Genomic DNA, 23,985 nt, shown 5'->3' on the forward strand with positions numbered 1-23,985 from the left:
TTTATTCATTGATTAGCTCTTCCTATTAAAAATGCAAATCGGAATTTACTATTTAATAAGAGATTATCTAAGATGAATCCGATGGAAGCGCGCTGTTTTCACTCGCCTTTTTCAGCGATTTTGTCCAATTCGATGCTTCTTTGAGCGAACGATCAAAAATAAGTGCGTTCAGGTAAAAAAAATATTCTCATCCCAAAAAACTTTGTGTAATACTTGTAACGCTACATGGAGATTAACTCAATCTAGAGGGTATTAATAATGAATCGTACTAAACTGGTACTGGGCGCGGTAATCCTGGGTTCTACTCTGCTGGCTGGTTGCTCCAGCAATGCTAAAATCGATCAGCTGTCTTCTGACGTTCAGACTCTGAACGCTAAAGTTGACCAGCTGAGCAACGACGTGAACGCAATGCGTTCCGACGTTCAGGCTGCTAAAGACGACGCAGCTCGCGCTAACCAGCGTCTGGACAACCAGGCTCACTCTTACCGTAAGTAAGAGTTCTGGTAATAAAAATGGCGCACTCTGTGCGCCATTTTTTTTGCCCTCAGCATGAGGGCTACTGGGTAAGCAGGCTGTTGTCAGACGGCGTGTTCTGCGCCGACAGCGTTGCTGCCGCACTCCCCGTCCCCGTGGACACCACCACCGGATATCCCGCCCTTCTCGACATCGCTTTTTTCAGCTGTACATCATCGACCGCCTTATCCTCTGCGAAGGCGTGAAACGCTGCAGGCAGCGTGTAGGCGATGGTCCGGGTGTTTTCCTCTTCCGTCTGCGAAAGCGGCCTGTGGACCTCGACATAGCGTTTACCATCCGGTTCGACGGCAAACTTCACCGGCTGATTGATAATCCGTACCGGCGTCCCGGTTTTCACCTGGTTGAACAGCGCTTTGATGTCATCAGCGTTCATTCGCATACAGCCTGAGCTGACGCGCAAACCGACGCTGTCCGGCGCGTTGGTGCCATGAATCAGATACTCGCCGTTACCGTAGGCCAGGCGCAGCGCATAGCGCCCCAGCGGATTGTAAGGCCCGGCCGGGACCACCGCCGGTAACGTCACCCCTTTCTCCAGCGAACGCGCCCGAATGCCCGCGGTGGGCGTCCAGGTCGGGTTGGGGATCTTCTGCCCGACGCGGGTGGTCATCTCAGGCGTTTCCAGCCCTAACTGGCCGATACCCAGCGGATAGACCTGCACCTGATTCTCTCCCGGTGGGAAGTAATACAGCCGCAGTTCTGCAAGGTTGACGACGATGCCCTCTCGCGGCACGTCGGGGAGCAGCATCTGGGAGGGGATCAGGACCTGAGTACCGGGCTTCGGCTGCACCGGCGCAATGGTATCGTTGGCTTCGAGGATCAGCATCGCCGCGGTATCAAAATGGCGGGCGATCGCCTGCAGGTTGCGGTCTCCCTCCTGTACGGTCCAGTACTGGTTCTGGCCAATCAGTCGGCTGTCGGCGGGAGGAAGCGGGTAGTCGACGGCCCAGGCGGCCGAGGAGGCGCCAAGCGCGCTGAGAAGGGCTAAAGTGATCATCGTTTTGCGTTTCATACTGAGATTCCTTCTTTCGCTGATAAAACGCCAGGAGACTGAACGGCGGCAGGAGCAGAACCCCTACCGGACGTAACAGAATGAAATCTACCTGTTTATTCTAGCTAATATTTGCGGCTTTCGCGCGGATCGCACGGATCATGGCTTCAAGCCCTTGCGAGCGGGAAGGCGTCAGGTGTTGGGTGAGCGCCATTTTTTCAAACCACGGGCGCACGTCGAACTCAGTGATGTCCTGGGCGGTCATCCGGTCATAAAGGATAAACACCACCGCAATCAGCCCTTTGACGATCGCCGCATCGCTGTCACCGCGCAGGGTGATAACGCCGGAGGGGTCCTGCGCCATCACGATCCACACCTGGCTTTGACAGCCCTGAATAATGTTCTGCACGCTGTGTTCTTCCGGGCTTAGCGGCGCCAGCCGCTGGCCCAGCTCAATGATATAGAGATACTTCTCTTCCCAGTTGGCGCAACGGCTAAAATTGCGCAACAGTTTGTCTTTGTCCGGTAGTGCCGCCATCGTCACGTCCTTTACCCTAATAATTTGTGGATCCGCTGCAGGCCAGCCACCAGGCGGTCCACCTCTTCCGTGGTATTGTACATCGCCAGCGACGCCCGACACATGGCCGGTACCTGGTAGTAAGCCATCAACGGCATCGCGCAGTGGTGCCCGGTCCGCACGGCGATACCGTAGTTGTCGAGGAAGCTACCGACGTCATAGGCGTGATGCTGGCCGAGGTTAAAGGCGATCACCCCTTTGCGCTGCGCCGGCCCGTAGAGGATCAGATCCGGCACGGCGCGCAGGGCCTCCAGCGCATAGCGCATCAGGGTCTGCTCATACTCCGCGATCTGCGTCAGCCCCAGCTGGCTGACGTAGGTTAGCGCCGCGCCGAGGCCAATGATCCCCCCGGTATTCGGCGTACCGGCCTCAAAGCGCCACGGCGCCCGGTTCCAGGTGGTGCCTTCCGTCAGGCTGACGGTGGCGATCATCGACCCGCCGCCTTCCCACGGCGCCATCGCCTGCAGCAGCTCGGACCGACCATAGAGCACGCCAATCCCGGTCGGGCCATACAGTTTGTGTCCGGAGAAGACGTAGAAATCGCAGCCGAGCGCCTGCACATCTACCGGGTGGTGCATCACCGCCTGGGCGCCATCCACCAGCACTTTCGCGCCATGCTGATGTGCAAGGGCAATCAGCGCCGCCAGCGGGTTTTCCGTCCCCAGCACGTTGGAGACCTCGGTAATCGCCAGCAGGCGGGTGCGCGGGTCAAACAGTCGCGGAATAACGTCCAGCTGCAGGGTGCCGTCCGGGTTCAGGGGGATCACCCGCAGCTCAGCCCCGACGCGGGCGCAGAGCATCTGCCACGGCACAATGTTGGCGTGGTGCTCCATCTCGCTGATGATGATGTTATCCCCGGCGCCGACGTTGGCGTTTCCCCAGCTGTTGGCCACCAGGTTGATACCCTCGGTGGTGCCGCGGACGAACACCACTTCCTCCGCCGACCCGGCGTTAAGGAAGGTCGCCGCCTGCTGGCGCACCGCTTCCATCCGCGCGGTAGCTTCCGCGCTGAGGGTGTGGATCCCGCGATGCACCGCCGCGTAGCCATGGCGATAGAATTCCGCTTCGGCGCCGATCACTGCCTCCGGTTTCTGAGCACTGGCGGCGCTGTCAAGATAGGCCAGCGGCTGACCGTTGACCTCCCGGTTCAGTACCGGAAAATCGGCGCGAACGCGTTCAACTGAAAATGTCATACTGTGCCTCCCGGCAAACGCTGTCCAATCCGCGCCAGCACCTGCTCTCTGAGCGCATCGCTGCGGATAGCCTCGGTGAGCTCGGCGGCGAAGGCGTAGAGGATCATCTGCTGCGCCGCCTGCTGTTCGATACCGCGCGAGCGCAGATAGAACAGCTGTTCTTCATCAATGCGTCCGACGGTCGCCCCGTGGCTGCATTTCACGTCATCGGCGTAAATCTCCAGCTGTGGTTTGGTGTCGACCTCCGCCAGCCGCCCAAGCAGCAGATTGTTGTTGGTCATCTGGCCGTCGGTTTTCAGCGCGTGCGGCGCGACGTTGATCAGCCCGTTAAATACCGCCCGGCCCTTATCGCTGACGATGGTTTTGTGCAGCTGACGGCTGTTGCAGTAGCCGACCTGATGGTCGAGCCAGGTGCGGCTGTCGCAGACCTCATTGTTCACCGGCATCGCCAGCGAATTGAGGCGCAGGTTGCTGTTTTCACCGCCCAGGCGCGTGCTGGTGTGATGACGCAGCACCTGGCCGCCGAGCAGGAAACTGCTGCTGAAGGCCGAGGCGTCGCGGCCCAGCAGCAGGTCGTTATGGGCGAAGTGGTAGCTGAGCGCGTTCTCAAACGCCAGCTTGATATGCTGGAGGTGCGCGTTATCGGCCACCGTCATGGTCAGTCGCCCGCCGGTGAAGTGCGGCTGCTCATTAAAGCTGAGGTAATGCTCGACCAGGGTCGCCTCCGCCCCGCTCTCCAGCGCCAGATGATGGCGATAGTGGGCGGTATTCAGCGCATCGCCGGCCAGGCCGCGGGTGATATGCATCAGCAGCAGCGGCTTATCCAGGCGGCGGTTGCGCGGTACGCGAATGCGGGTCACCGTCTGCGCCAGGCTTTCGGTCAGATGGAGAAACACCTCCGGCTGCAAAGCATCCGGCAGATGCTGGCGTTGGTTATCGACGCTGACCTCCACGCCGCTGGCGGCGAGATCGTCGCTCAGCTCAGGATGATAGCGTCCATCGATAAACACCAGCCGCCAGGCGTCCAGCGGTAGCGCCAGCGCATCACGCTGTTCAGCACTAAGAGATGCCCCCTCATCGGCGACAAAGTGGCCGTTCAGTAGCGCGTCCAGCGGGGTGTATTTCCAGTCCTCCTGCTTGCGCGTCGGCAGCCCCAGGCGCAGCAGCTGCTGCAGATGCTGGCTGGCCTCCGCCGTACGCTGGCCGCCCTGCGCTTCAAACAGGTGGTGCCACTGCTGCAGCGCGTTACTGCTGTTCGGTAAGCCAGCCATAGCCCTGCTCCTCCAGCTGTTTGACGAGGGTGAAATCCCCCGACTTCACAATCCGCCCCTGATACAGCACATGGACGTAATCCGGCTTGATATAGTCAAGAATGCGCTGGTAGTGGGTGACAATGATGAAAGCGCGTTTACCGTCGCGCAGAGCATTTACCCCCTGGGAGACGATTTTCAGGGCATCGATATCCAGCCCCGAATCCGATTCATCAAGAATGCACAGCTCAGGCTCCAGCACCGCCATCTGCAGAATATCGTTACGCTTTTTCTCACCGCCGGAGAAGCCGACATTCACCGAGCGGGTCAGCAGATCTTCCGGCATCTGCAGCAGCCTGATTTTCTCTTCCATCAAATCCTGGAAGTCGAAGCGATCCAGCGGCTCCTGGCCGCGATAGTTGCGCACGGCATTCAGCGCGGTCTGGAGGAAGAACTGGTTGCTGACGCCGGGAATTTCCACCGGATACTGGAAGGCCATAAAGATGCCTTCCCCGGCGCGATCTTCCGGAGCGAGTTCCAGCAGGTCTTTACCCTTAAATTCGACGCGGCCGCCGGTCACCTCGTAATCCTCACGCCCGGCCAGGGTGGCCGAAAGCGTACTTTTCCCCGAGCCGTTTGGCCCCATAATGGCGTGGACCTCGCCCGGGCGCACCTCAAGGTTCAGCCCGCGCAGGATCGCTTTATCTTCGACGGCGACATGTAAATCTTGAATACTTAACATCTTTTTTCCTTAATTATCAGCCGACGCTATGTTCAAGGCTAATGGCCAGCAATTTTTGCGCTTCGACGGCGAACTCCAGCGGCAGTTCGGAGAAGACGTCTTTACAGAAACCGTTGACGATCATCGAGATGGCATCGTCTTCACTGATCCCGCGCTGCAGGCAGTAGAACAATTGATCTTCGCCAATCCGCGAAGTGGTCGCTTCGTGCTCCAGCTGGGCGCTGTTGTTGCGGCATTCCACATACGGGAAGGTATGCGCCCCGCAGTCCGGGCCGATCAGCATCGAATCGCATTGGGTGAAGTTCCGGGCGTTAGTGGCGGTCGGCATGATTTTGACCAGCCCGCGATAGCTGTTCTGGCTGTGTCCGGCGGAGATCCCTTTCGAGATGATGGTCGAGCGGGTGTTCTTGCCGATGTGGATCATTTTGGTGCCGGTATCCGCCTGCTGGTGACCGCTGGTCAGCGCTACCGAGAAAAATTCGCCGATCGAGTTATCGCCGCGCAGAATGCAGCTGGGGTATTTCCAGGTGATGGCCGAGCCGGTTTCCGACTGGGTCCATGACATCTTGCTATTCTCCCCTTCGCACAGCGCACGCTTGGTGACGAAGTTGAGAATGCCGCCGGTGTTGTTATCGCCGGGGAACCAGTTCTGCACCGTGGAGTATTTTACTTCCGCATCTTTATGAATGATGACTTCAACGACCGCCGCATGCAGCTGATAGCTGTCGCGCACGGGCGCCGAGCAGCCCTCAATATAGCTGACGTAGCTGCCTTCATCGGCCACCAGGATAGTGCGTTCAAACTGCCCGGTCTTTTCGGCGTTGATGCGGAAATAGGTCGACAGCTCCATCGGGCAGCGGACGCCCTTCGGCACATAGATAAAGGTGCCATCCGAAGCCACTGCGGCGTTCAGCGCGGCGAAGAAGTTGTCATTGCCTGGCACCACAGTACCCAGATACTTTTTCACCAGTTCCGGGTGGTCGTGGATCGCCTCGCCGAAAGAACAGAAGATGATCCCCTGCTCCGCCAGCTTTTCGCGGTAGGTGGTCGCCACCGACACCGAGTCGAATATGGCGTCCACCGCCACCTCGCGCCCTTCACGTACCGGCACGCCCAGCTGGTTAAAGGCTTCTTCCACCTCGCTGGTCAGGAAGGTGTTGGCCCCGGTCTGCTGCACCGCGCCCGGCTCTGAAGCGCAGGTCTCATCGCAGTTGCCGCAGGAGGGCGCAGAATAGTAGCTGTAATCCTGATAATTCAGCTTATCGTAATGCGCTTTCAGCCAGTGCGGCTCCTCCATCTCCAGCCATGCCCGGAAGGCATTGAGCCGAAACTCCAGCATCCACTGCGGCTCATTGCGACGGGCGGAAATGGCCCGGACCACCTCTTCATTAATCCCTTTGGCCAGCTCATCGGTCTGCAGCCGGGTGAAAAAGCCCTCTTTATAGTTGAGCGGGCCGCCGGTCCAGGTTTTGACATCGTCAGTTGCTACAGTATTACGCGACATAGTTACTCCGCCTGCACCCCAAAACTTTCACCACAGCCGCACTCGTGCTGCGCTTTCGGGTTATGAAATTTAAAGATTTCATTTAAACCTTCACGGACGTAATCGAGCTCCGTGCCGTCAATGAACGGCATCGCCTGCAGCGGCGCCCACAGTTTCGCCCCGTCATGTTCAAAGAGCAGATCGTCGGCGGCCGGCTCGGCAATCATTTCGAGCACATAGCCAAAACCGGCGCAGCCGCTGGTTTTGATCCCCAGCCGCAGCCCTTTTTTGTCCGGCTGCTTGCGCATCAGATCGCGAATATGCGCGGCAGCGGCCGGCGTCATGGTCAGTCCCTGCCAGCTAAAATCGGCGGGATTAAAGGTTCCTGCTTGTACTTCCATCGATAGACCTCCTGGTTGGCGCCATCAAGGCATACCGCCATGTTAGTGATAATGATTATCACTTCAACCCATCTGCAGCAGGGGTATTGCCCCATTTAGCGCTTTTTATAAGCATAGACCCTCGCCCGGGGAATATCAGGGTGCACAAGGTGAAGTTAATCTTTTGATTTATAATATGTTATTCTGAAATCGTTCTATATCCGCACGCAATGGTAAAGATGTATCGAAAATACCGATTTATGCAATAGCAGATGACCCGGTTCCTGTTTATCGCGTGAGCCGGGAGGAATAAGTGACATTGTCACTCATCTGGACAGCAAGGCCGGAGAAGGCGCAGGTCCGCTGGTTCAGGATGAGAAAGCGCCAGCCCGTGACGCTTTCGGAAAGGGACAATCGCCGCTCGCCAGGCCGCGATCAGGGGAATGAAAACCGTGATGAAACGGGTAAAGGGATTGCCAGTCAGGGTAGCGGCGGGCTAGCTGCCTTTTCTGACCAGGCGGGCGGCCTGAACAAATACCTCATCTTCCACCCCGTCCCCCTTCTGTCTGCCCAGCCTCACCAGTTCATCCACGATACTCCCCTGATTAATCTGCTTCTGTGTAGCCACTAAGCTAATGACCGCCGCGCCGATGGCCATGCCAATCAATGCCGTTTGTTCATCTTTATCTTTCATGCTATCGCTCCGTCTGTCCTCCAGAGAAAGGCTAGCAAAAAATACCACCAGCTCAATTTCAAATTCACCTTCTTTACGCCTCCCGGAAAACGCAGACGCCGTGCTGACCTCTCCTTCCCCCTGGTGGCGATGGCGCAAAGCGCTGTCGCCTCATACCGGGTCTTTATTTTGCCAACTTCACATTGCGCGGAAATAAATAAAAATAACGCGAGCGCCGAAGAGTAAAAAAAGAAATAACAACCTCAGCGATAAATCCAGATTATTCCATCAGGGAATGGCTGGGATGCTAATATTTCATTTCCCCACCTGTTTTTAGAAGCCTATAGTTTTTTTGCCTGCAGAACATTCACTTAGGTTAAAAGACATAAGGACATAATAATGATTGTTTCAGCCCCCAGCGATTATCGCGAAGCCGCTCGTCGCCGTCTGCCCCGCTTCCTTTTCGATTATATTGACGGTGGCGCGGTGGCGGAAAATACCATGAACGCCAACGCCACCGAACTTGCCTCGGTAGCCCTTCGCCAGCGCGTGCTGTGCGGGGCGGGCGAACCGACGCTGGCCACGACGATCCTTGATGCCTCATGGGCGATGCCCGTGGCGCTGGGGCCCGTCGGCGCCACCGGGATGTACGCCCGCCGCGGCGAAGTTCAGGCGGCCCGTGCCGCCTCTCGCGCCGGGATCCCGTACACCCTGTCCACGGTGTCGGTCTGCTCGATTGAAGAGGTGGCGAGCCAGGCCAGCGGCGCGCTCTGGTCCCAGTTGTACGTGCTGAAAGATCGTGGCTACATGCGTAACGCGCTGGAGCGCGCGTGGGCCGCCGGCATGAAAACGCTGGTATTCACCGTCGATATGCCAATCCCCGGCTCGCGGTATCGGGATAATCGCTCAGGCATGTCCGGGCCGCACGCCACCCTGCGACAATACCTCCAGGCCTGCACCCATCCGCGCTGGGCGATGGACGTCGGTCTGGCGGGCAGGCCCCTGTCGTTTGGTAATATCGAAGCCTACACCGGACACAAAATGACCATGGACGACTATATGGGGTTCATCAGCAACAATTTCGACCCGTCCATCGCCTGGCACGATCTGGAGTGGATCCGCGACAGCTGGCAAGGGAAATTAATCATCAAAGGGATCCTCGATGCCGACGATGCGCGCAATGCCGTGCGCCTCGGCGCCGATGGCATTGTGGTGTCGAACCATGGCGGCAGACAGCTCGATGGCGCCATCCCCACTGCCCGGGCGCTACCAAGGGTGGTGGATGCGGTCGGCGACGATCTGACGGTGCTTGCTGATTCCGGGGTGCGCTCCGGCGTGGACGTCATTCGCCTGCTCGCCCTCGGCGCGAAGGGTGTGCTGCTCGGTCGGGCTTATATTTATGCCCTGGCCGCGGCGGGCGAAGCGGGCGTGGCGCATCTGCTGCGCTTATTTGCCGAGGATATGAAGGTCACCATGACCCTCACCGGCGCGACCTCGCCATCGGCCATCAGCCTCGATTGCCTTGACCGCCTCGAACAGGATCAACACCGCCCCCATGCGGTGCCGGTATCCTTACCCGCCTGACGTTGCCCGGGGCCGGGCCTGACCGCGTTTATCGGCCAGGTCCGGCAAGGGGGAATTACCCCTGCGGGTGCAGCGCCGGCTGTTGCACTGCGTCAGCCGGGTGCTGAGGTCGGATGCGGAACCAGATCGCGTACATGGCCGGCAGGAAGATAAGGGTCATGATGGTTCCCCCCAGCGTCCCGCCAATCAGCGTATAGGCAAGCGTTCCCCAGAAGACCGAATGGGTGAGCGGAATAAACGCCAGGATCGCCGCCAGTGCCGTCAGCAGAACCGGGCGGGCTCGCTGCACCGTCGCCTCCACCACCGCATGGAACGGATCGAGCCCTGCCTGCTCGTTATGATGGATTTGACCAATCAGGATCAGCGTATTCCGCATCAGGATCCCCGACAGGGCGATCAGGCCCACAAGGGCATTGATGCCAAACGGCTGATTGAACAGCAGCAGCGTCGGCACCACCCCAATCAACCCCAGCGGCGCGGTCAGGAAAACCATGACCATTGCCGACAGCGAACGCACCTGCAGGATAATGATCAGCAGCGTGAGGGCGATCATGATCGGAAATAACGGCATCATCGCCCGGGTGGCTTTGCCTGACTCCTCGATCGACCCCGCCGTCTCGATGCGATACCCCGGCGGCAGCGAGTCGATAATGGGTTGCAGCGGTTTCATCAGCGCGCTGGAGACATCCGGCGGCTGCAGGTTATCCGCGACATCTCCGCGAACGGTGATGGTCGGCGTGCGATCGCGACGGCGAAGCAGCGGGTCCTCCATTCTGATCGACACGTCGCCAATCTGTGATAAGGGAACCCGCTGCCCGCCGCTGCCCACCAGGGTGAAGTCGGCGATTTTCGCCGGATCCAGACGGATATCGCCCGCCGCGCGGCCGATGACCTGCACGGCGCGGATATCTTCCCGAACGGTGGTGATGGGGATCCCTGACAGCAGAAACTGCAGCTGCTGGGCGACGGACTGGGAGCTGAGTCCGCTCGCCTGCAGCCGGTCCTGATTGAGGCTGAAATGCATCACCGGCACCCGCGAACCCCAGTCGGTATTGACGGTGCGCATCAGCGGACTGGCCTGCAGCACCGATTTAACCCGTTCGGCGATGTCGAGCAAGGTGTACGGATCGGGCCCCATCACCCGCCAGGCAACCGGATAGGGCGAATAAGGGCCAAAGACCAGCTGAGTGACGCGCACCCGCGCTTCCGGCGCCAGGCCATTGGCCACCGCCTCCCGCAGCCGCAGCTTGAGCGCCTCGCGGGCGTCCTGACCGTCGGTCAATACCACCAGCTTGGCAAAGGAGGGGTCGGGCAACTCCGGGGCCATCGCCAGGTAAAAGCGCGGCGCGCCCTGGCCGATATAGCTGGTGACCATCTTCGCCTCCGGCTGCTGCTGCAGCCAGTGCTCAATTTTCGCCGTCGCGGCGCTGGTCTGGATAATCGACGACCCGTAAGGCATCTGCACTTCAACCAGCACTTCCGGGCGATCGGAGGTGGGGAAAAACTGCTTTTTCACCGCGCTCATTCCCAGTATCGCCACGATAAACAGCACCACCACGCTGGCGGCCACGCGCCATTTGCGGGCGATAACCCGGGTCAGCAGCCGACGGAAGCGCTGATAGCGCGGGGTGTCATACAGCGCGGCGTGGCCGGCCGCCGCGGGCTTTCTGTCCGGCAACAGGTGCACCCCCAGCCAGGGGGTAAAAATCACCGCCACAATCCAGGAGGCAATCAGCGCGATACCGACGATCCAGAACACGTTGCTGGCGTACTCCCCGGCGGTGGACTGCGCAAATCCATTGGGCATAAAGCCCACAGCCGTCACCAGGGTACCGGCCAGCATGGGCGCCGCGGTATGGCTCCAGGCATAGGCGGAGGCTTTGAGGCGGTCGTACCCCTCCTCCATTTTGACCACCATCATTTCGATGGCAATGATGGCATCATCCACCAGCAGACCCAGGGCGAGGATCAGCGAACCGAGAGTGATGCGGTCGAAGTTTTTGCCGGTCGCCTCCATCACCACAAACACCACGGCCAGGGTTAAAGGCACCGCTGCCGCGACCACCACGCCCACGCGCCACCCCATGCTGACAAAGCACACCGCCATCACCACCAGCAGGGCGACAAAGAATTTGATCATGAACTCATCGACCGCGGCGCTGATATTCACCGACTGATCGGTCACTTTGGTCAACGACATGCCGAGCGGCAGGCTCTGATTGATGCTGGCCGTTTCGGTGTCCAGCGCTTTCCCCAGCGCCAGACCATTCCAGCCCTCGCGCATCACCACCCCCAACAGCAGCGACGGTTCGCCCTGATTGCGGATCAGGAAGGTCGCGGGATCTTCATATCCCCGCTCAACCGTGGCGACATCGGCCAGTTTCAGCGTTTTGCCCCCGGCAATAATCGGCGTGTCGCGGATCTGCTGCAGGCGGTCGAACGCCCCGTCGAGGCGGATAAAGATCTGCCCGCCCCGGGTCTCGATAGCCCCGGCGGCGGTCAACACATTCTGGCTGTTCAGCGCGGCAAAAATCGCCTCTGGCGAAAGGCCCAGGGTGGCGAGACGATCATGAGAAAACGAGAGATAAATGCGCTCCGCCTGTTCGCCGAGGATATTCACTTTTTTCACCCCGGGAACATGCAGCAGCTGCTGGCGCAGGGCTTCGGCGTCACGCACCAGCTGCCGCGGCGGCTCTCCCCGCGCTTTCAGAGCAAAGAGGGCAAAGGTGACATCGGCGAATTCGTCATTCATCATCGGGCCGGAGACGCCGGCAGGCAGGTTTTTCGCCTCATCCCCGAGCTTTTTGCGCGCCTGATAAAACTGCTCCGGCACCTCGGACGGCGGGGTCTGATCCTGCAGCGATAACGTGATCAACGCCATGCCAGGGCGGGTATAGGTCTCAGTGCGATCGTACCACTTCAGCTCCTGGAGCCGTTTTTCCAGCGGCTCGGCGATCTGATCCTGCATCTCCTGCGCGGTGGCGCCGGGCCAGACGGTAATGACCGTCATTTGCTTGACCGTGAAGGGCGGATCTTCCGCCCGCCCGAGTCCGAAGAACGCCACCAGCCCGGCGACGGAGATAAGGATAATTAAAAACAGGGTCACCGACCGCTCGCGGACGGCCAGCGCGGAGAGATTAAAACGCCCGGCGCTCATGGCTGGCTCCCGGCGGCATTCTGCTCGCGTCGTTCCGCCAAACGTACCGCCTCGCCCTGGCGCAGGAGATGGGCGCCCAGGGCGACGATGGGCTCGCCGGGCTTCAGCGGGCCGGTCACCCGCGCCGTTTCATCATTCAGGCCAAGCACGGTCACCGGTTGCCACGAGACGGTGGCCGGACGGGAGGCAATGCGCCAGACGCCAGGGCCGTTGCCCGGATCGTAGAGCGACGCCAGGGGCACCTCCAGCACCTGGCCTAGCGCCTGGTCGCTACCGATACGCAGGGTCACGGTAGACCCCAGCGGGGCGTTCGCCAGCGCGCCGTTCAGCACATAGCGCGCTTCAAAGGTGCGGGTGGTGGCGTCAGCCGCGTCCGAAAGCAGTCGCAGGGTCGCCGTGACCGGCTGAGATTCGCTGCCATAGCGTGTCGCCAGCGCCTCGCTGCCGACCGCCGGGCGCAGCGTCTCCGGAAGCTGCACCAGCGCTTCGCGCTGCCCCGCCCGCGCCAGGCGGATCACTACCTGCCCGGCGCTGACCACCTGCCCCGGTTCGGCAAGCGTTTCCACCACCACGCCGTCAGCGTCCGCCAATAGCCCGGCATAGCCGGTGGCGTTTTGCGCCACATTGGCCTGCGCCTGGGCCGCGCTGAGGTCGGCTCTCGCCGCCTCTGCCGCTGCGTTAACCTGGTCGAATTCCGCGGCCGAGACGGCGCCGCTCGCCACCAGGCCGCGATAGCGGGCCAGATCGTTGGTCGCCTTTTTGGCTCGCGCCCGCGCGGCATCCACAGCCCGCTGTTGAGACTGCGCCTGCAAGATTAAATCAGCCGGATCCAGGCGCAGCAGCAGTTGACCGCGCTTGACGCTCTGCCCGGTCTCCACCAGCCGGGCAAGGATTTTTCCTGACACCCTGAAGCCGAGATCGCTTTGGGTACGAGCGACCACCACGCCGGTAAAGGCCCGCGAGCTGGCCTCCGCGCGCTCGACGGTCGCCACCCTGACCATCGGCGGCCGGGTGCGGGGATCGTCATGATCGGCAGGTTCGCCGCAGCCCGCGAGGGCCAGCGGCAGGAGGCAAACGGCAAAATGGACGGCGTTGAGCCTGAGCATGGGTAACCTTAATGAAAAGACCGGACAGTGACCGCATTCTCAGACGAGTGACCAATAAAGTCAATAGTCACCAATCAGGGGGAGAGGCTTCTCAGGATCAGGGAGGCAAGCAGCACCGCCGCGGTGGGCGCAGTGTCGAGATTGTATTGCAGTTGCACCGGGTTGATGAAAGGACACATCACCATATAGACCGCCAGGGTCGCCTCATCCAGCGGGGTTTTGCGCTCGAACTCACCCGCCTGGCGGCCTTCGACAAGGATTTGACCAATCAGTTGCTGCAGATGACCGGCATACTGTTCCGTTGAAGGCCATTTATCGCGCGCCGCGACGGCGGCGATGTCGTACAGTTTGCGATCCTCGAAAAACAGTTCACTGCCGGCCTCGGTCAGTGCCCGGAACAGGCGGCGCAGTTTCTCGCTGGCGGACGGCGCATCGGCGATAGCCGCGCTGACGGCCACCATGATCTTCTCCAGCCGGCTGGCGCAAATCGCCTCGCCAATCGCCTGCTTGGAGTCGAAAAACTTGTAGATATAGGCTTTAGAAAAGCCTATCGCTTTAGCGAGATCGGTGACCGTCGTTTTCTCATAGCCATAGCGACTAAAGTGCGCCATGGCCGCGTCAAGAATCTGGTCCCGAACGCTGTGGTCATGGGGACCACGGCTTGCAGGGGTGGGGGTATTTTTCGTCATCCGTTTAGCTTAATGCGATCGTTGTCGTTTGACAACGAGTGACGTTATTATGATTTGGTCACAATGACGCCCGTTCTGTGATCCTCTCGCCGCATCACGCCTCGCGCGCCTCGGTGTTAATCGCGCCGGTGGGCAGACAACCCAGGCCTTGCAGCGTCTGAAGCACCGCGCTATCGAGTGGGGTATGCGGCTCCGCGCCTAAAAAATCAACCAGTTTATCGTTGCGCAGGCGTACCGGCAGACGCCAGAGATAGTGCATCTCGACCATTTCCCGCAGGGTGGCGTTGAAGGGCGCCGCCAGCTTTACCAGCCACCAGGGAAAAGACTTCACTGCCGCTCGGCCGCCATAGCGGGCGACCACCCGCTGGATCGCCTGACTCATTTCGCTGCCGTCCGGGTCCCAGTGGCCCTGCATATGAAAGCGAGCAAACGGCTCAAGCTCTTGCCTGCGGGCCAGCAGCGCGGCGATGGTGTCGGCGACGTCGGGCAGATAAGCCCACTGATGCCCCACGCCGATCGCCCCCGGGCGGCTAATGACGCGGGGAAGCTGACCAGGCTTGACCAGCCCCTGAGAAAACCAGTTATTTCCAGCGTGCGGACCAAAAAAATCGCCCGCCCGGACAATCAACACCCGGCCACCACGCTGCACGTAATCCTCCAGCGCCTGCTCCATCTCCACCCGAATAGCGCCTTTACGGGTCACCGGTTGCTGAGCGGCCGCTTCATCAATCAGCGGAAACGCATCCGGTCCATAGTTGTAGACCGTGCCGGGCAGAACAACTAACGCTTGCTGCTGTTCGGCGGCCTGCAGGGTGTTGTGCAGCATGGGCAGTACCTGTTGCCGCCAGTGCCGGTAGCCCGGAGGATTGACCGCATGGACGATAACGTCGCAACCGACAGCTGCCGCCGCGACCTGTCCGGCATCCAGCGCGTCGCCGGCTATCCACTGCATGCCATCTGCGGGACCGCGAATCTGAGCGCCGCGCTTCAGCGCCCGAACCTGCCAGTTGTCCGCCACCAGCCGGCGCGCCACTTCCCCGCCAATGCCCCCGCTTGCTCCCAGAATAAGTACCTTGCCGCTGCTGTTCATTGTCTTTCCCCGTTCGCTAATGGATGCTTGACAGCCTACCTGCCGCTCATATCAAATGAAATTGCATACCATCATCGAGCAGCTATACATTTTTGTATGAATACATCTATTCCCTGGGAGTGGTACCGAACCTTTCTCGCCGTGCTGAAGGAAGGCTCCTTATCGGGCGCATCGCGCAGCCTGAACATCACCCAGCCGACGGCGGGGCGCCATATTGCCGGGCTGGAGGCCGCGCTCGGCCAGGCCTTATTTACCCGCTCGCAGAACGGTCTGCTGGCGACCGACGCGGCGCTGGCGCTGCGGGTGCACGCCGAGGCAATGGACAATACCGCCCGGGCGCTGGAACGCACGGCGGCCAACTTCAGTCGCGACAAAACCGATCTGCGTGGCGTGGTGCGGGTGGCCGCCAGCGAGGTGGTCGGCGCCGAGGTGCTGCCGCCGCTGGTTGCCCGGCTCAGACAAGCGTGCCCGAATATCGTCATCGAACTGATGCTCTCCAATCGGTTTCAGGATCTGCTTCACCGGGAGGCGGATATCGCGGTGCGGATGGTCGCCCCGCAGCAGGAGCAGCTAATCGCCCGCCGTCTCGGCAGGATCGAGCTTGGGTTACATGCCACCGCCGCCTACCTGACACGCCAGGGGCTGCCCGCTACCCTCGACGATCTGGCCGGCCACGCGCTGATTGGTTTCGATAGCGCCACCCCTCTCGTTCGCCGGGCCCTGCAGGCTTACCCCCGTTTTCAGCGCGAAGCCTTCGCGATGCGGACCGATAGCGACCTCGCCCAGTTGAGCCTGATCCGCGCCGGAGCGGGGATCGGCATCTGCCAGGTGCCTCTTGCTGATGGCATCATTCCCCTGCAGCGAGTACTGGCGGCCGACTTTTCCCTGAATCTCGATACCTGGCTGGTGATGCATGAGGACCTGCGCCACAGTCCCGCCTGTAAGCGGGTATTTGATTTTCTCGCCCAGGGGTTGCAGGCATACATTCGCGGCCCACTGGCGAGCTAATCCATCGCGCCGTTTATTCCACGCGCTGCACGCCTGGATAGCGTGCGGTCGCCGCCTCATGAAAAAGATCGTCCAGCCAGCCCGGGATCGCCTCCTCGGGCATTTCATCAGGGATGATGATGTCATACAGCCGGGAAAATTTGCGCTCCGTCAGATCGACACGGAATACCAGCCAGCGCGCCCCCTCACGCTTCACCCCGAGATATCGGCCAAACACGTTATAGATAAGCATCGGCACCTCCCCGACAGGATCCCGCGGTCCGCACAGGCAATGTTCTGGTTTCATTCCGTGCCGAAATAGTCCCACATTGACACTGAATATATTGCATTGTATAAAACCCCGCCCCAATAATGAGTTTCATTTGCATTACTCCCATTTGCTGGTCATCCACTCGCCTGTTTACAAGGATAGCGTTTAATGAAGAAGGTCCTCTGCGCGTTAGGCTTGATGTTCACCGCCGTCAGTTCCGCGCTGGCAACAACCTACCCCCTGACGATTGAAAACTGCGGCTATCAGGAGACCTTCACCCGGCCGCCGGAGCGCGTGGTCGCGCTGGGGCAAAATACGGTCGAAATTCTGCTGCTGCTCGGGCTGCAAAAGCAGGTGGTCGCCAGCGCCTTCTGGCCGACCAGCGTTTTACCGCAGCTGGCTGAGCAAAACGCGAAGATAAAAACCCTGACGGTGGAAATTCCGAGCCTGGAATCCGTGCTGGCGCAAAATCCCGATTTCGTTCCCGCCCAGTTGCCGCTGCTGCTGGGGCCGGAAAGCAAAGTCGCTAAGCGTGAAGATCTCGCTACCGTCGGCGTAAACAGCTACGTCTCACCGGGGATGTGCGCCACCAAAAAGGCCACCGGCGATATGTACGGCAGCCGGCAAAAGCTGTGGGATATGACCTGGCTGTATCAGGAAATTAGCGATTTTGCTCGCATTTTCAACGTCGAAGATCGTGGTCAGGCACTGATTGCCGATTTCAAAAAACGTGAAGCCGACCTGCGCCAGGAGTTTGGTAAAAGCAAAAAGGATCTCTCCTTCGTCTTCTGGTTCTCCAGCGCCTCACCTTCGGCCGATGCCTATGTTGGCGGCAAAAACAGCGCCTCCGGATTTATCGCCAGCGTGCTGGGCGGACATAATGCGATTACCTCCGAAACCGAGTGGCCCACGGTGAGCTGGGAGAGCATTATTGCCGCCAACCCGGATGTGATCGTGGTCTCCAGTCTGGATCGTAACCGCTGGGCGCTGGATAAGGCCGAGGAGAAGATCAAATTCCTCAAAAGCGATCCCGCCGTCAGTCAGCTGGAGGCAGTGAAAAAAGGCCATATCGTGGTCATGGACGGTCAGGCGATGAACCCGACCATTCGCACACTTTATGGCGCGGAACAGGTGGGCGAACAGCTGAGAAAAATGGGGCTGAATTGATGAGCGTCGCCGTGCTTCAGACGCGCCGCAGCATGCTGCTCACCGGCTGGTGTTTACTGGCCGTGATCGTGCTGGCGCTGGTGATAGCGGTGGGCGTCAGCGTCGGCGAGCTGGCTATCCCGCTGCAGAATGTCTTTTACGCTATCAGCAACAGAACCGGCTTAACCGCTGAGCCTCTCAACCGTATCTATGAGAGCGTGATCTGGGATTTCCGCCTCAGCCGCGCGCTGGTCGCCGCCTGCTGCGGCGCAGGCCTCGCTATCTGCGGCGTCGTGCTGCAAAGCCTGCTGAAAAATGCCCTCGCGGAACCCTACGTCCTCGGCGTCTCCGCCGGGGCCTCCACCGGCGCGGTGTCGATCGTGGTGCTGGGCCTTGGCGCTGGCGCGATTTCCCTCTCGGCAGGCGCCTTTGCCGGGGCCTTCGCTGCCTTCGCCTTTGTCGCCTTGCTGACTAACGGCGCGCGCGGCGGCAATGAGCGTACGATTCTGGCGGGCGTTGCCGCGTCGCAGTTATTTAACGCCATCACGGCTTACACCATCAGCACCTCCGCCAGCGCGCAGCAGGCGCGCGATGTGATGTTCTGGCTGCTGGGCAGCTTCAGCGGCGTCCGCTGGCCCGAATTCCAGCTGGTCATCGTGGTGGTGCTCGCGGGCCTGGCGGTCTGCCTGTGGTATGCCCGCGCGCTGGATGCGTTCACCTTCGGCGATGATGCCGCCGCCTCGCTGGGGATTGCCGTGCCACAGGTACGCCTGATCCTTTTCACCACTGCGGCGCTGATCACCGCCACCATCGTCAGTATGGCCGGCTCGATCGGCTTTGTCGGCCTGGTGGTGCCGCACGTGATGCGCTTCTTCTTTGGCCCGCTACACCGGACGTTGCTGATTGCCAGCGCGCTGGCAGGGGCGATCCTGATGGTGCTGGCGGACATTGCGTCGCGCCTGCTGATTGCCCCGCAGAGTCTGCCCGTTGGGGTGGTAACCGCCCTGGTTGGGGTGCCTTTCTTTGCCGTGATTATCTACCGCTCAAGGAATAAGTGATGAGTATTTGCGCTGAAAATATCACCTGGAAGGCAGGCAAAAAGGTCATCGTCAATAATGTCTCGCTGCGGGTGTCCCGCGGCGAAACGGTCGGACTGTTGGGGCCCAACGGCTGCGGCAAATCCTCGCTGCTGCGCGTTCTGGCGGGCCTGCGCCGCCCGGATGCGGGTCGCGTCACCCTCGACGGCCAGGACATCACCCGGATGGCGAAAAAGCAGCTCGCCCGCCGCGTGGCTTTCGTCGAGCAACACGGCATGACCGAGGCCAATATGCGGGTGCGCGACGTCGTACGCCTGGGGCGCATTCCCCACCACTCTCCGTTCTCAAACTGGAGCGCTCAGGATGACGAGGCGATCACCGCCGCGCTGCAGCGGGTGGCGATGCTGGAGAAAAGCGAACAGGGATGGTTAAGCCTCTCCGGCGGCGAGCGGCAGCGGGTGCATATCGCCCGCGCGCTGGCGCAGAGCCCGAGCGAAATCCTGCTGGATGAGCCCACCAACCATCTGGATATACACCATCAAATGCAGTTAATGCAGCTGATCAGCGAGCTGCCGGTGACCAGCATTGTGGCCATTCACGATCTTAACCATGCCGCGATGTTCTGCGATTCGCTGATCGTGATGCAGCAGGGGCAGATCCTCGCCAGCGGGACGCCGGAGGAGATTTTGTCCGAAGCGCTGCTGTGGGACGTTTTCCGGGTGAAAACCAAAATCGAGATCTCCCCTTACCACGGTAAAAAGCACATTCATTTCATCGTTTAGGTTGGGCGGATATGTCTCTCTTCTCCCTGCGCCCTGCGGCAACCCTCTGGCCTCCCGTGTTACTGGGAAGCCAGTTCGTTTTTAATATTGGCTTTTACGCGGTCGTTCCTTTCCTCGCCCTCTTCCTGCGCGACGACATGCTGCTCTCTGGGGGACTTATCGGCCTGATCCTCGGGCTGCGCACCTTCTCTCAGCAGGGCATGTTTATCATCGGCGGGACGCTGGCCGACCGCTATGGCGCCAAGGCCATCATCCTCGCCGGCTGCGTCGTTCGCGTCGCCGGTTATCTGCTGCTGGCGTGCGCTACGTCGCTGTGGCCCATTATCCTCGGTGCCTGCCTGACCGGCGTCGGCGGCGCTCTGTTTTCCCCGTCGATCGAGGCCCTGCTGGCGCGGACCGGTACCCACAGCCAGGCCAACGGGAAACGCAGCCGCGCCGAGTGGTTTGCGCTGTTTGCGGTGTGCGGTGAGCTGGGGGCGGTGATCGGACCCGTAGCGGGTGGGCTGATGAGCGGGATCGGTTTTCGGCATATCGCCCTCGCCGGCGCGGGAATATTTCTCCTGGCGCTGCTGGTGCTCTTTTTCTGTCTGCCCGCCGACGGGCACACGACAACAACGCGCAGACGAATCCCATGGTGGACGCCTTTGCGCCAGCCGCGCTTTGTCGCGTTTATTCTCGCCTACAGCTCATGGCTGTTGAGCTACAACCAGCTGTACCTCGCCCTGCCGGTGGAGATCCAACGTTCCGGCGGTCGTGAGCAGGATCTGGCGCCGCTCTTTATGCTGGCCTCGCTGTTGATTATCACCCTGCAGCTCCCTCTCGCCCGCTTCGCCCGACGAATGGGCGCCGTGCGCATCCTGCCGGTGGGCTTTCTGCTGCTGTCGGCATCTTTTGCCAGCGTGGCGTTATTCGCCGCCACCCCGCCCGCCGAAGGCTGGCTGCGATTATTGCCGTCGGCCTGCTTTGTCACGCTGCTCACCCTCGGCCAGATGCTGTTGGTGCCCTCAGCCAAGGATCTCATCCCGCTGTTCGCCGAGGAGTCGACGCTGGGCGCCCACTACGGGGCGCTCGCCACCGCGGGGGGTTGCGCGGTGTTAGCCGGGAATTTGCTGCTCGGTCATTTGCTTGACCAGGCGCTCACCCCCTCGTCGCAGGCGGTTTATCCCTGGCTCTTGCTGGCGCTGTTTCCACTGTGCAGTGCCGTCGCCCTGCGGGCGATCTGCCGCCCGCTGGCGGCAACATGACGCTGAGCGGACAACAGCCCGCTCAGGAGGTGAACCGGCGATGAAGGACACCGCCAGGGGAAGATAACGGGAACGCGCCCCGCCTTACTTTGCCGCCAGCTCGCGGCGAACGATCTCGGCGCCGGCGCTCAGGGCATGCAGTTTACCGGTCGCAACATGGCGCGGCAGCGGCGTCATACCGCAGTTGGTGGACGGGTAGAGTTTGTCGGCATCGACGAACGCCAGCGCCTTGCGCAGGGTTCCAGCCACCTCTTCTGGCGTTTCGATAGCATGACTGGCGACATCGATCGCCCCGACCATCACCTTTTTACCGCGGATCAGTTCCAGCAGATCCATCGGCACCCGCGAGTTGTGGCACTCGAGAGAGATAATATCGAGGGATGATTTTTGCAGCTGCGGGAAGGCCTCTTCATACTGGCGCCACTCGGAGCCCAGCGTTTTTTTCCAGTCGGTATTGGCCTTGATGCCATAGCCGTAGCAGATATGGACCGCCGTTTCACACTTCAGCCCTTCGGTCGCTCGTTCTAAGGCGGCGATCCCCCAGTCGTTGACTTCATCAAAGAAGACGTTGAAGGCCGGCTCATCGAACTGAATAATATCGACCCCGGCGGCCTCTAACTCTCTCGCTTCCTGATTGAGGATTTTGGCAAACTCCCAGGCCAGCTTTTCCCGGCTTTTATAGTGGTTGTCATACAGCGTGTCGATCATCGTCATTGGGCCCGGCAGCGCCCATTTGATCGGCTGACTGGTGAGCTGACGCAGATAGCGCGCGTCCTCCACGAAGACCGGTTTCTGGCGCTCCACGGCGCCCACCACGGTTGGAACACTGGCCTCATAGCGGTTACGAATTTTCACGATCTCACGTTTGGCAAAATCAACGCCGCTGAGGTGCTCAATAAAGGTGGTGACAAAGTGCTGCCGCGTTTGCTCGCCGTCGCTGACAATATCGATCCCGGCACGCAGCTGGTCGTCGAGGGATAAACGCAGCGCGTCGCGCTTGCCGGCCAGTAATTCTTCGCTGGACAGTTTCCAGGGCGACCACAGGGTCTCTGGCTGCGCCAGCCAGGACGGTTTCGGTAAACTGCCGGCGGTCGATGTCGGAAGCCATGTTTTCATAATAAGTAGCCTTTTATTTTGGTTTAGCAAAGCGCGAAGTTAGCAGACCATTGCTCAAGCAACGTCTTGTGCGGGTTGATAAAATGTTGTTGTGTAAATTTACCCTGCTCTATCGCCAACAGGCTGCGCTCTTCCCGGTCATAAACAATTTTTGTTAATGAATGATCCAGGTGACTGAGATTGGGCTGATAGTATTGCCCCGCCGCGGAATTGGCATTGTAGATCTCCGGGCGGTAGATTTTCTGAAACGTCTCCATCGTGCTGATGGTCGCGATCAGCTCCAGGCTGGTGTAATCGCTGAGCAGATCGCCGGTAAAATAAAAGGCTAACGGCGCGACGCTGTGCTTCGGCATAAAATAGCGCACCTGCAAGCCCATTTTACTGAAATAGCGCTCCGTCAGCGACACGCCATCCTGAGCATATTCAATGCCGAGGACCGGATGTTCATTGCCGGTACGCCGGTAAACATCTTTACTGGAGACGCTCAGGCAAATCACCGGCGCCTTGCTGAAGCTGGCCTTATAGGCGCTGGATTGCACGAAATCCTTAAAGATATTGCCATGCAGCTCGCCAAAGTTATCGGGCACGCTAAAGCTACCCCGATTTTTATTATGCTCCAGCAGCAGCACGCTAAAATCATAATCCCGCACATAGGAAGAGAAGTTATTACCGGCGATACCGGCATGACGCTCACCGCTCTTTTTATCGACAATATGCGTTTGCAGGATCTCTATCACCGGGAAGCTGGCGTCATCCTGAGCAATATTCATCTCGACAGAAATAATATCCAGTTCCACCGCATAGCGATCGTTGTGGGGATTATCCCAGTGCGCCAGGGTATTAAACCGGTTATTCATCATGATTAACGTATTACGCAGATTTTCCTGACGGTTCTCCCCTCTGGCTAAATTGGCAAAGTTGGTGGTAATACGCGTATTTTCCGCGGGGTTATAGTTCTCATCAAAACGACTGCGCTTAATCGTATAGGTAAATTCGTTAGTCATGGCGATTGTCCATTCTGGTGTTGGGTATGAAGCTGAATGAGCAAATTGCCATTCCACAAGCAACGCGGGGTCAGGCCTGGCGCGCTTCAACCGGTAAATGTTGTTGATTCGTTAATGAGTCTATTTTTGCCAGAGTCGGCGCTGGAGGGAAAGCGACTTAAATTCATTGCAACATGAGCCATCCTCATGTTGCTCCGCTGAGCGCTGGTTGCAAGGTGTGGAACCAGTCGTGGTCATGGCACTATGGTCAGGCGCGGGCAACTCAGGCAACGTCTGGCGAATAATCATTTGTCCAGTGAATGTATGCCAGGGTACAATCTTTAACCACTATAATACGTGCTTTGACGTCGCCGCCGTGCCGTACCCGTTTGCTGGAGCTTTTGTCGTAAAGAATGATTGTTGATATCAGTATTATGTCGATGTGCATGGCTGTGCTGCTGATTATGAGCGTACTGCTGAACTAAAATGCTTCCCCAATGACACAAGCTCTCATCTGACCTTCACATTCGCGAAGAAAAAAGGAGATTCAGAGGATTCGCGTCGCACGGGATTGTCCCGCCTGCCGCCGCCCTCTACTCTTTTGGTACTTGCTAATCGAGGAATACCAGATGAAAAAAGCTTTGACTGCCCTGTTCGCTATCGCCGCGGTTGCCGCCGCCAGCGCCTTTGCGGCCGATAAAACCGACGGCCCGGCGCCCGCCGTTGATAACGGAGCCCGCCCCCCGCTGGAGATGGGCCGTGGCCCCCTGCCGCCGTTCCCGCCGCAGCTTCCGCCGCACAGACCGGTGCTCTTTTCGGCCACGGTAGCGACCGATACGCCGGCAGAAACCATTAACAAACTGACCGCGCTGATCCCAGCCAGCCCGGCGAAGCACTACGAAGTTCATGTTGAGGTGGTGCCCGTTACCGGGGATGCCGACGGGCAATAGCCCTTGCGCGGGTCGCCCGACCT

Annotated in this window: 23 protein-coding genes; 8 read left to right on the plus strand and 15 right to left on the minus strand. The window is 59.7% G+C overall.

Features of this window, described 5'->3' with window-relative positions:
• Positions 1–258: 258 nt before the first annotated feature.
• Positions 259–495 carry a major outer membrane lipoprotein gene (locus CWM61_RS02745; protein ID WP_002908860.1) on the plus strand — a complete coding sequence of 79 codons (237 nt, stop codon included), beginning with the start codon at positions 259–261 and terminating at the stop codon, positions 493–495.
• Between the two features lie 61 nt (positions 496–556).
• Here CWM61_RS02745 and ldtE read toward each other — a convergent pair whose 3' ends face one another.
• From ldtE to CWM61_RS02785, 8 genes are all read right to left on the minus strand, one after another.
• Positions 557–1,543 carry a L,D-transpeptidase LdtE gene (gene ldtE / locus CWM61_RS02750; protein WP_100630662.1) on the minus strand — a complete coding sequence of 329 codons (987 nt, stop codon included), beginning with the start codon at positions 1,541–1,543 and terminating at the stop codon, positions 557–559.
• Positions 1,544–1,643: 100 nt separating this feature from the next.
• Positions 1,644–2,060: a cysteine desulfuration protein SufE gene (sufE, locus tag CWM61_RS02755; protein ID WP_039103818.1), complete on the minus strand. Its 417-nt coding sequence runs from the start codon at positions 2,058–2,060 to the stop codon at positions 1,644–1,646.
• A gap of 11 nt (positions 2,061–2,071) precedes the next feature.
• Complete coding sequence (sufS, locus tag CWM61_RS02760) at positions 2,072–3,292, minus strand: cysteine desulfurase SufS (RefSeq protein WP_100630663.1); 1,221 nt, start codon at positions 3,290–3,292, stop codon at positions 2,072–2,074.
• Entirely contained in the window at positions 3,289–4,563 is a 1,275-nt protein-coding gene (gene sufD, locus CWM61_RS02765) for a Fe-S cluster assembly protein SufD (RefSeq protein ID WP_100630664.1), read from the minus strand. Before sufD ends, sufS begins: the two co-directional genes overlap by 4 nt.
• Entirely contained in the window at positions 4,538–5,284 is a 747-nt protein-coding gene (sufC, locus tag CWM61_RS02770; protein WP_061154248.1) for a Fe-S cluster assembly ATPase SufC, read from the minus strand. Before sufC ends, sufD begins: the two co-directional genes overlap by 26 nt.
• A gap of 16 nt (positions 5,285–5,300) precedes the next feature.
• Positions 5,301–6,788: a Fe-S cluster assembly protein SufB gene (sufB, locus tag CWM61_RS02775; RefSeq protein WP_100630665.1), complete on the minus strand. Its 1,488-nt coding sequence runs from the start codon at positions 6,786–6,788 to the stop codon at positions 5,301–5,303.
• A gap of 2 nt (positions 6,789–6,790) precedes the next feature.
• Positions 6,791–7,168: a Fe-S cluster assembly scaffold SufA gene (sufA, locus tag CWM61_RS02780; RefSeq protein WP_008804464.1), complete on the minus strand. Its 378-nt coding sequence runs from the start codon at positions 7,166–7,168 to the stop codon at positions 6,791–6,793.
• Positions 7,169–7,643: 475 nt separating this feature from the next.
• Positions 7,644–7,841: a hypothetical protein gene (locus CWM61_RS02785; protein ID WP_074386168.1), complete on the minus strand. Its 198-nt coding sequence runs from the start codon at positions 7,839–7,841 to the stop codon at positions 7,644–7,646.
• A 378-nt stretch (positions 7,842–8,219) separates the two neighbouring features.
• On the opposite strand from CWM61_RS02785, the gene lldD reads away from it, so the two are divergent.
• On the plus strand, positions 8,220–9,404 hold the full coding sequence (gene lldD, locus CWM61_RS02795; protein WP_100630667.1) for an FMN-dependent L-lactate dehydrogenase LldD: 1,185 nt from the start codon (positions 8,220–8,222) through the stop codon (positions 9,402–9,404).
• Between the two features lie 55 nt (positions 9,405–9,459).
• On the opposite strand, the gene CWM61_RS02800 is transcribed toward lldD, so the two are convergent.
• The 4 genes from CWM61_RS02800 to CWM61_RS02815 form a co-directional block, all read right to left on the minus strand.
• On the minus strand, positions 9,460–12,561 hold the full coding sequence (locus CWM61_RS02800; protein WP_100630668.1) for an efflux RND transporter permease subunit: 3,102 nt from the start codon (positions 12,559–12,561) through the stop codon (positions 9,460–9,462).
• A complete protein-coding gene (locus tag CWM61_RS02805) occupies positions 12,558–13,667 on the minus strand; it encodes an efflux RND transporter periplasmic adaptor subunit (protein ID WP_100630669.1) in 1,110 nt (369 codons plus the stop codon). The genes CWM61_RS02800 and CWM61_RS02805 overlap by 4 nt, the downstream gene beginning before the upstream one ends.
• Before the next feature lie 74 nt (positions 13,668–13,741).
• Positions 13,742–14,356, minus strand: coding sequence for a TetR/AcrR family transcriptional regulator (locus tag CWM61_RS02810; protein ID WP_004143215.1), 615 nt, complete (start codon positions 14,354–14,356; stop codon positions 13,742–13,744).
• Between the two features lie 94 nt (positions 14,357–14,450).
• Positions 14,451–15,446, minus strand: a complete 996-nt coding sequence (locus tag CWM61_RS02815) for an NAD-dependent epimerase/dehydratase family protein (RefSeq protein WP_100630670.1) — start codon at positions 15,444–15,446, stop codon at positions 14,451–14,453.
• A 96-nt stretch (positions 15,447–15,542) separates the two neighbouring features.
• On the opposite strand from CWM61_RS02815, the gene CWM61_RS02820 reads away from it, so the two are divergent.
• Positions 15,543–16,454: a LysR family transcriptional regulator gene (locus tag CWM61_RS02820; RefSeq protein ID WP_074385559.1), complete on the plus strand. Its 912-nt coding sequence runs from the start codon at positions 15,543–15,545 to the stop codon at positions 16,452–16,454.
• A 13-nt stretch (positions 16,455–16,467) separates the two neighbouring features.
• Here the strand turns inward: CWM61_RS02820 and CWM61_RS02825 are convergent, their stop codons facing one another.
• Positions 16,468–16,686, minus strand: coding sequence for a hypothetical protein (locus tag CWM61_RS02825; RefSeq protein WP_074385558.1), 219 nt, complete (start codon positions 16,684–16,686; stop codon positions 16,468–16,470).
• Positions 16,687–16,872: 186 nt separating this feature from the next.
• On the opposite strand from CWM61_RS02825, the gene CWM61_RS02830 reads away from it, so the two are divergent.
• From CWM61_RS02830 to CWM61_RS02845, 4 genes are read left to right on the plus strand one after another with little or no spacing between them, the layout of a single operon-like run.
• Positions 16,873–17,871, plus strand: a complete 999-nt coding sequence (locus CWM61_RS02830) for an ABC transporter substrate-binding protein (RefSeq protein WP_012967850.1) — start codon at positions 16,873–16,875, stop codon at positions 17,869–17,871.
• Complete coding sequence (locus tag CWM61_RS02835) at positions 17,871–18,908, plus strand: FecCD family ABC transporter permease (RefSeq protein WP_012541383.1); 1,038 nt, start codon at positions 17,871–17,873, stop codon at positions 18,906–18,908. The genes CWM61_RS02830 and CWM61_RS02835 overlap by 1 nt, the downstream gene beginning before the upstream one ends.
• Positions 18,908–19,669: an ABC transporter ATP-binding protein gene (locus CWM61_RS02840; RefSeq protein ID WP_008804455.1), complete on the plus strand. Its 762-nt coding sequence runs from the start codon at positions 18,908–18,910 to the stop codon at positions 19,667–19,669. The genes CWM61_RS02835 and CWM61_RS02840 overlap by 1 nt, the downstream gene beginning before the upstream one ends.
• Before the next feature lie 56 nt (positions 19,670–19,725).
• The gene (locus tag CWM61_RS02845) at positions 19,726–20,913 is read left to right on the plus strand and encodes an MDR family MFS transporter (protein WP_165785243.1); all 1,188 of its coding nucleotides are present in this window, start codon (positions 19,726–19,728) and stop codon (positions 20,911–20,913) included.
• Between the two features lie 84 nt (positions 20,914–20,997).
• Here the strand turns inward: CWM61_RS02845 and CWM61_RS02850 are convergent, their stop codons facing one another.
• Positions 20,998–22,029, minus strand: a complete 1,032-nt coding sequence (locus CWM61_RS02850) for a methionine synthase (protein ID WP_100630671.1) — start codon at positions 22,027–22,029, stop codon at positions 20,998–21,000.
• 23 nt (positions 22,030–22,052) lie between these two features.
• Entirely contained in the window at positions 22,053–23,033 is a 981-nt protein-coding gene (locus CWM61_RS02855; RefSeq protein WP_074385555.1) for a DUF1852 domain-containing protein, read from the minus strand.
• Between the two features lie 608 nt (positions 23,034–23,641).
• On the opposite strand from CWM61_RS02855, the gene CWM61_RS02865 reads away from it, so the two are divergent.
• The gene (locus tag CWM61_RS02865) at positions 23,642–23,962 is read left to right on the plus strand and encodes a hypothetical protein (RefSeq protein ID WP_061154234.1); all 321 of its coding nucleotides are present in this window, start codon (positions 23,642–23,644) and stop codon (positions 23,960–23,962) included.
• The last annotated feature ends 23 nt before the right edge of the window (positions 23,963–23,985 follow it).

This window comes from Klebsiella sp. K-Nf6, assembly GCF_002806655.1.
Classification (GTDB): domain Bacteria; phylum Pseudomonadota; class Gammaproteobacteria; order Enterobacterales; family Enterobacteriaceae; genus Klebsiella; species Klebsiella variicola.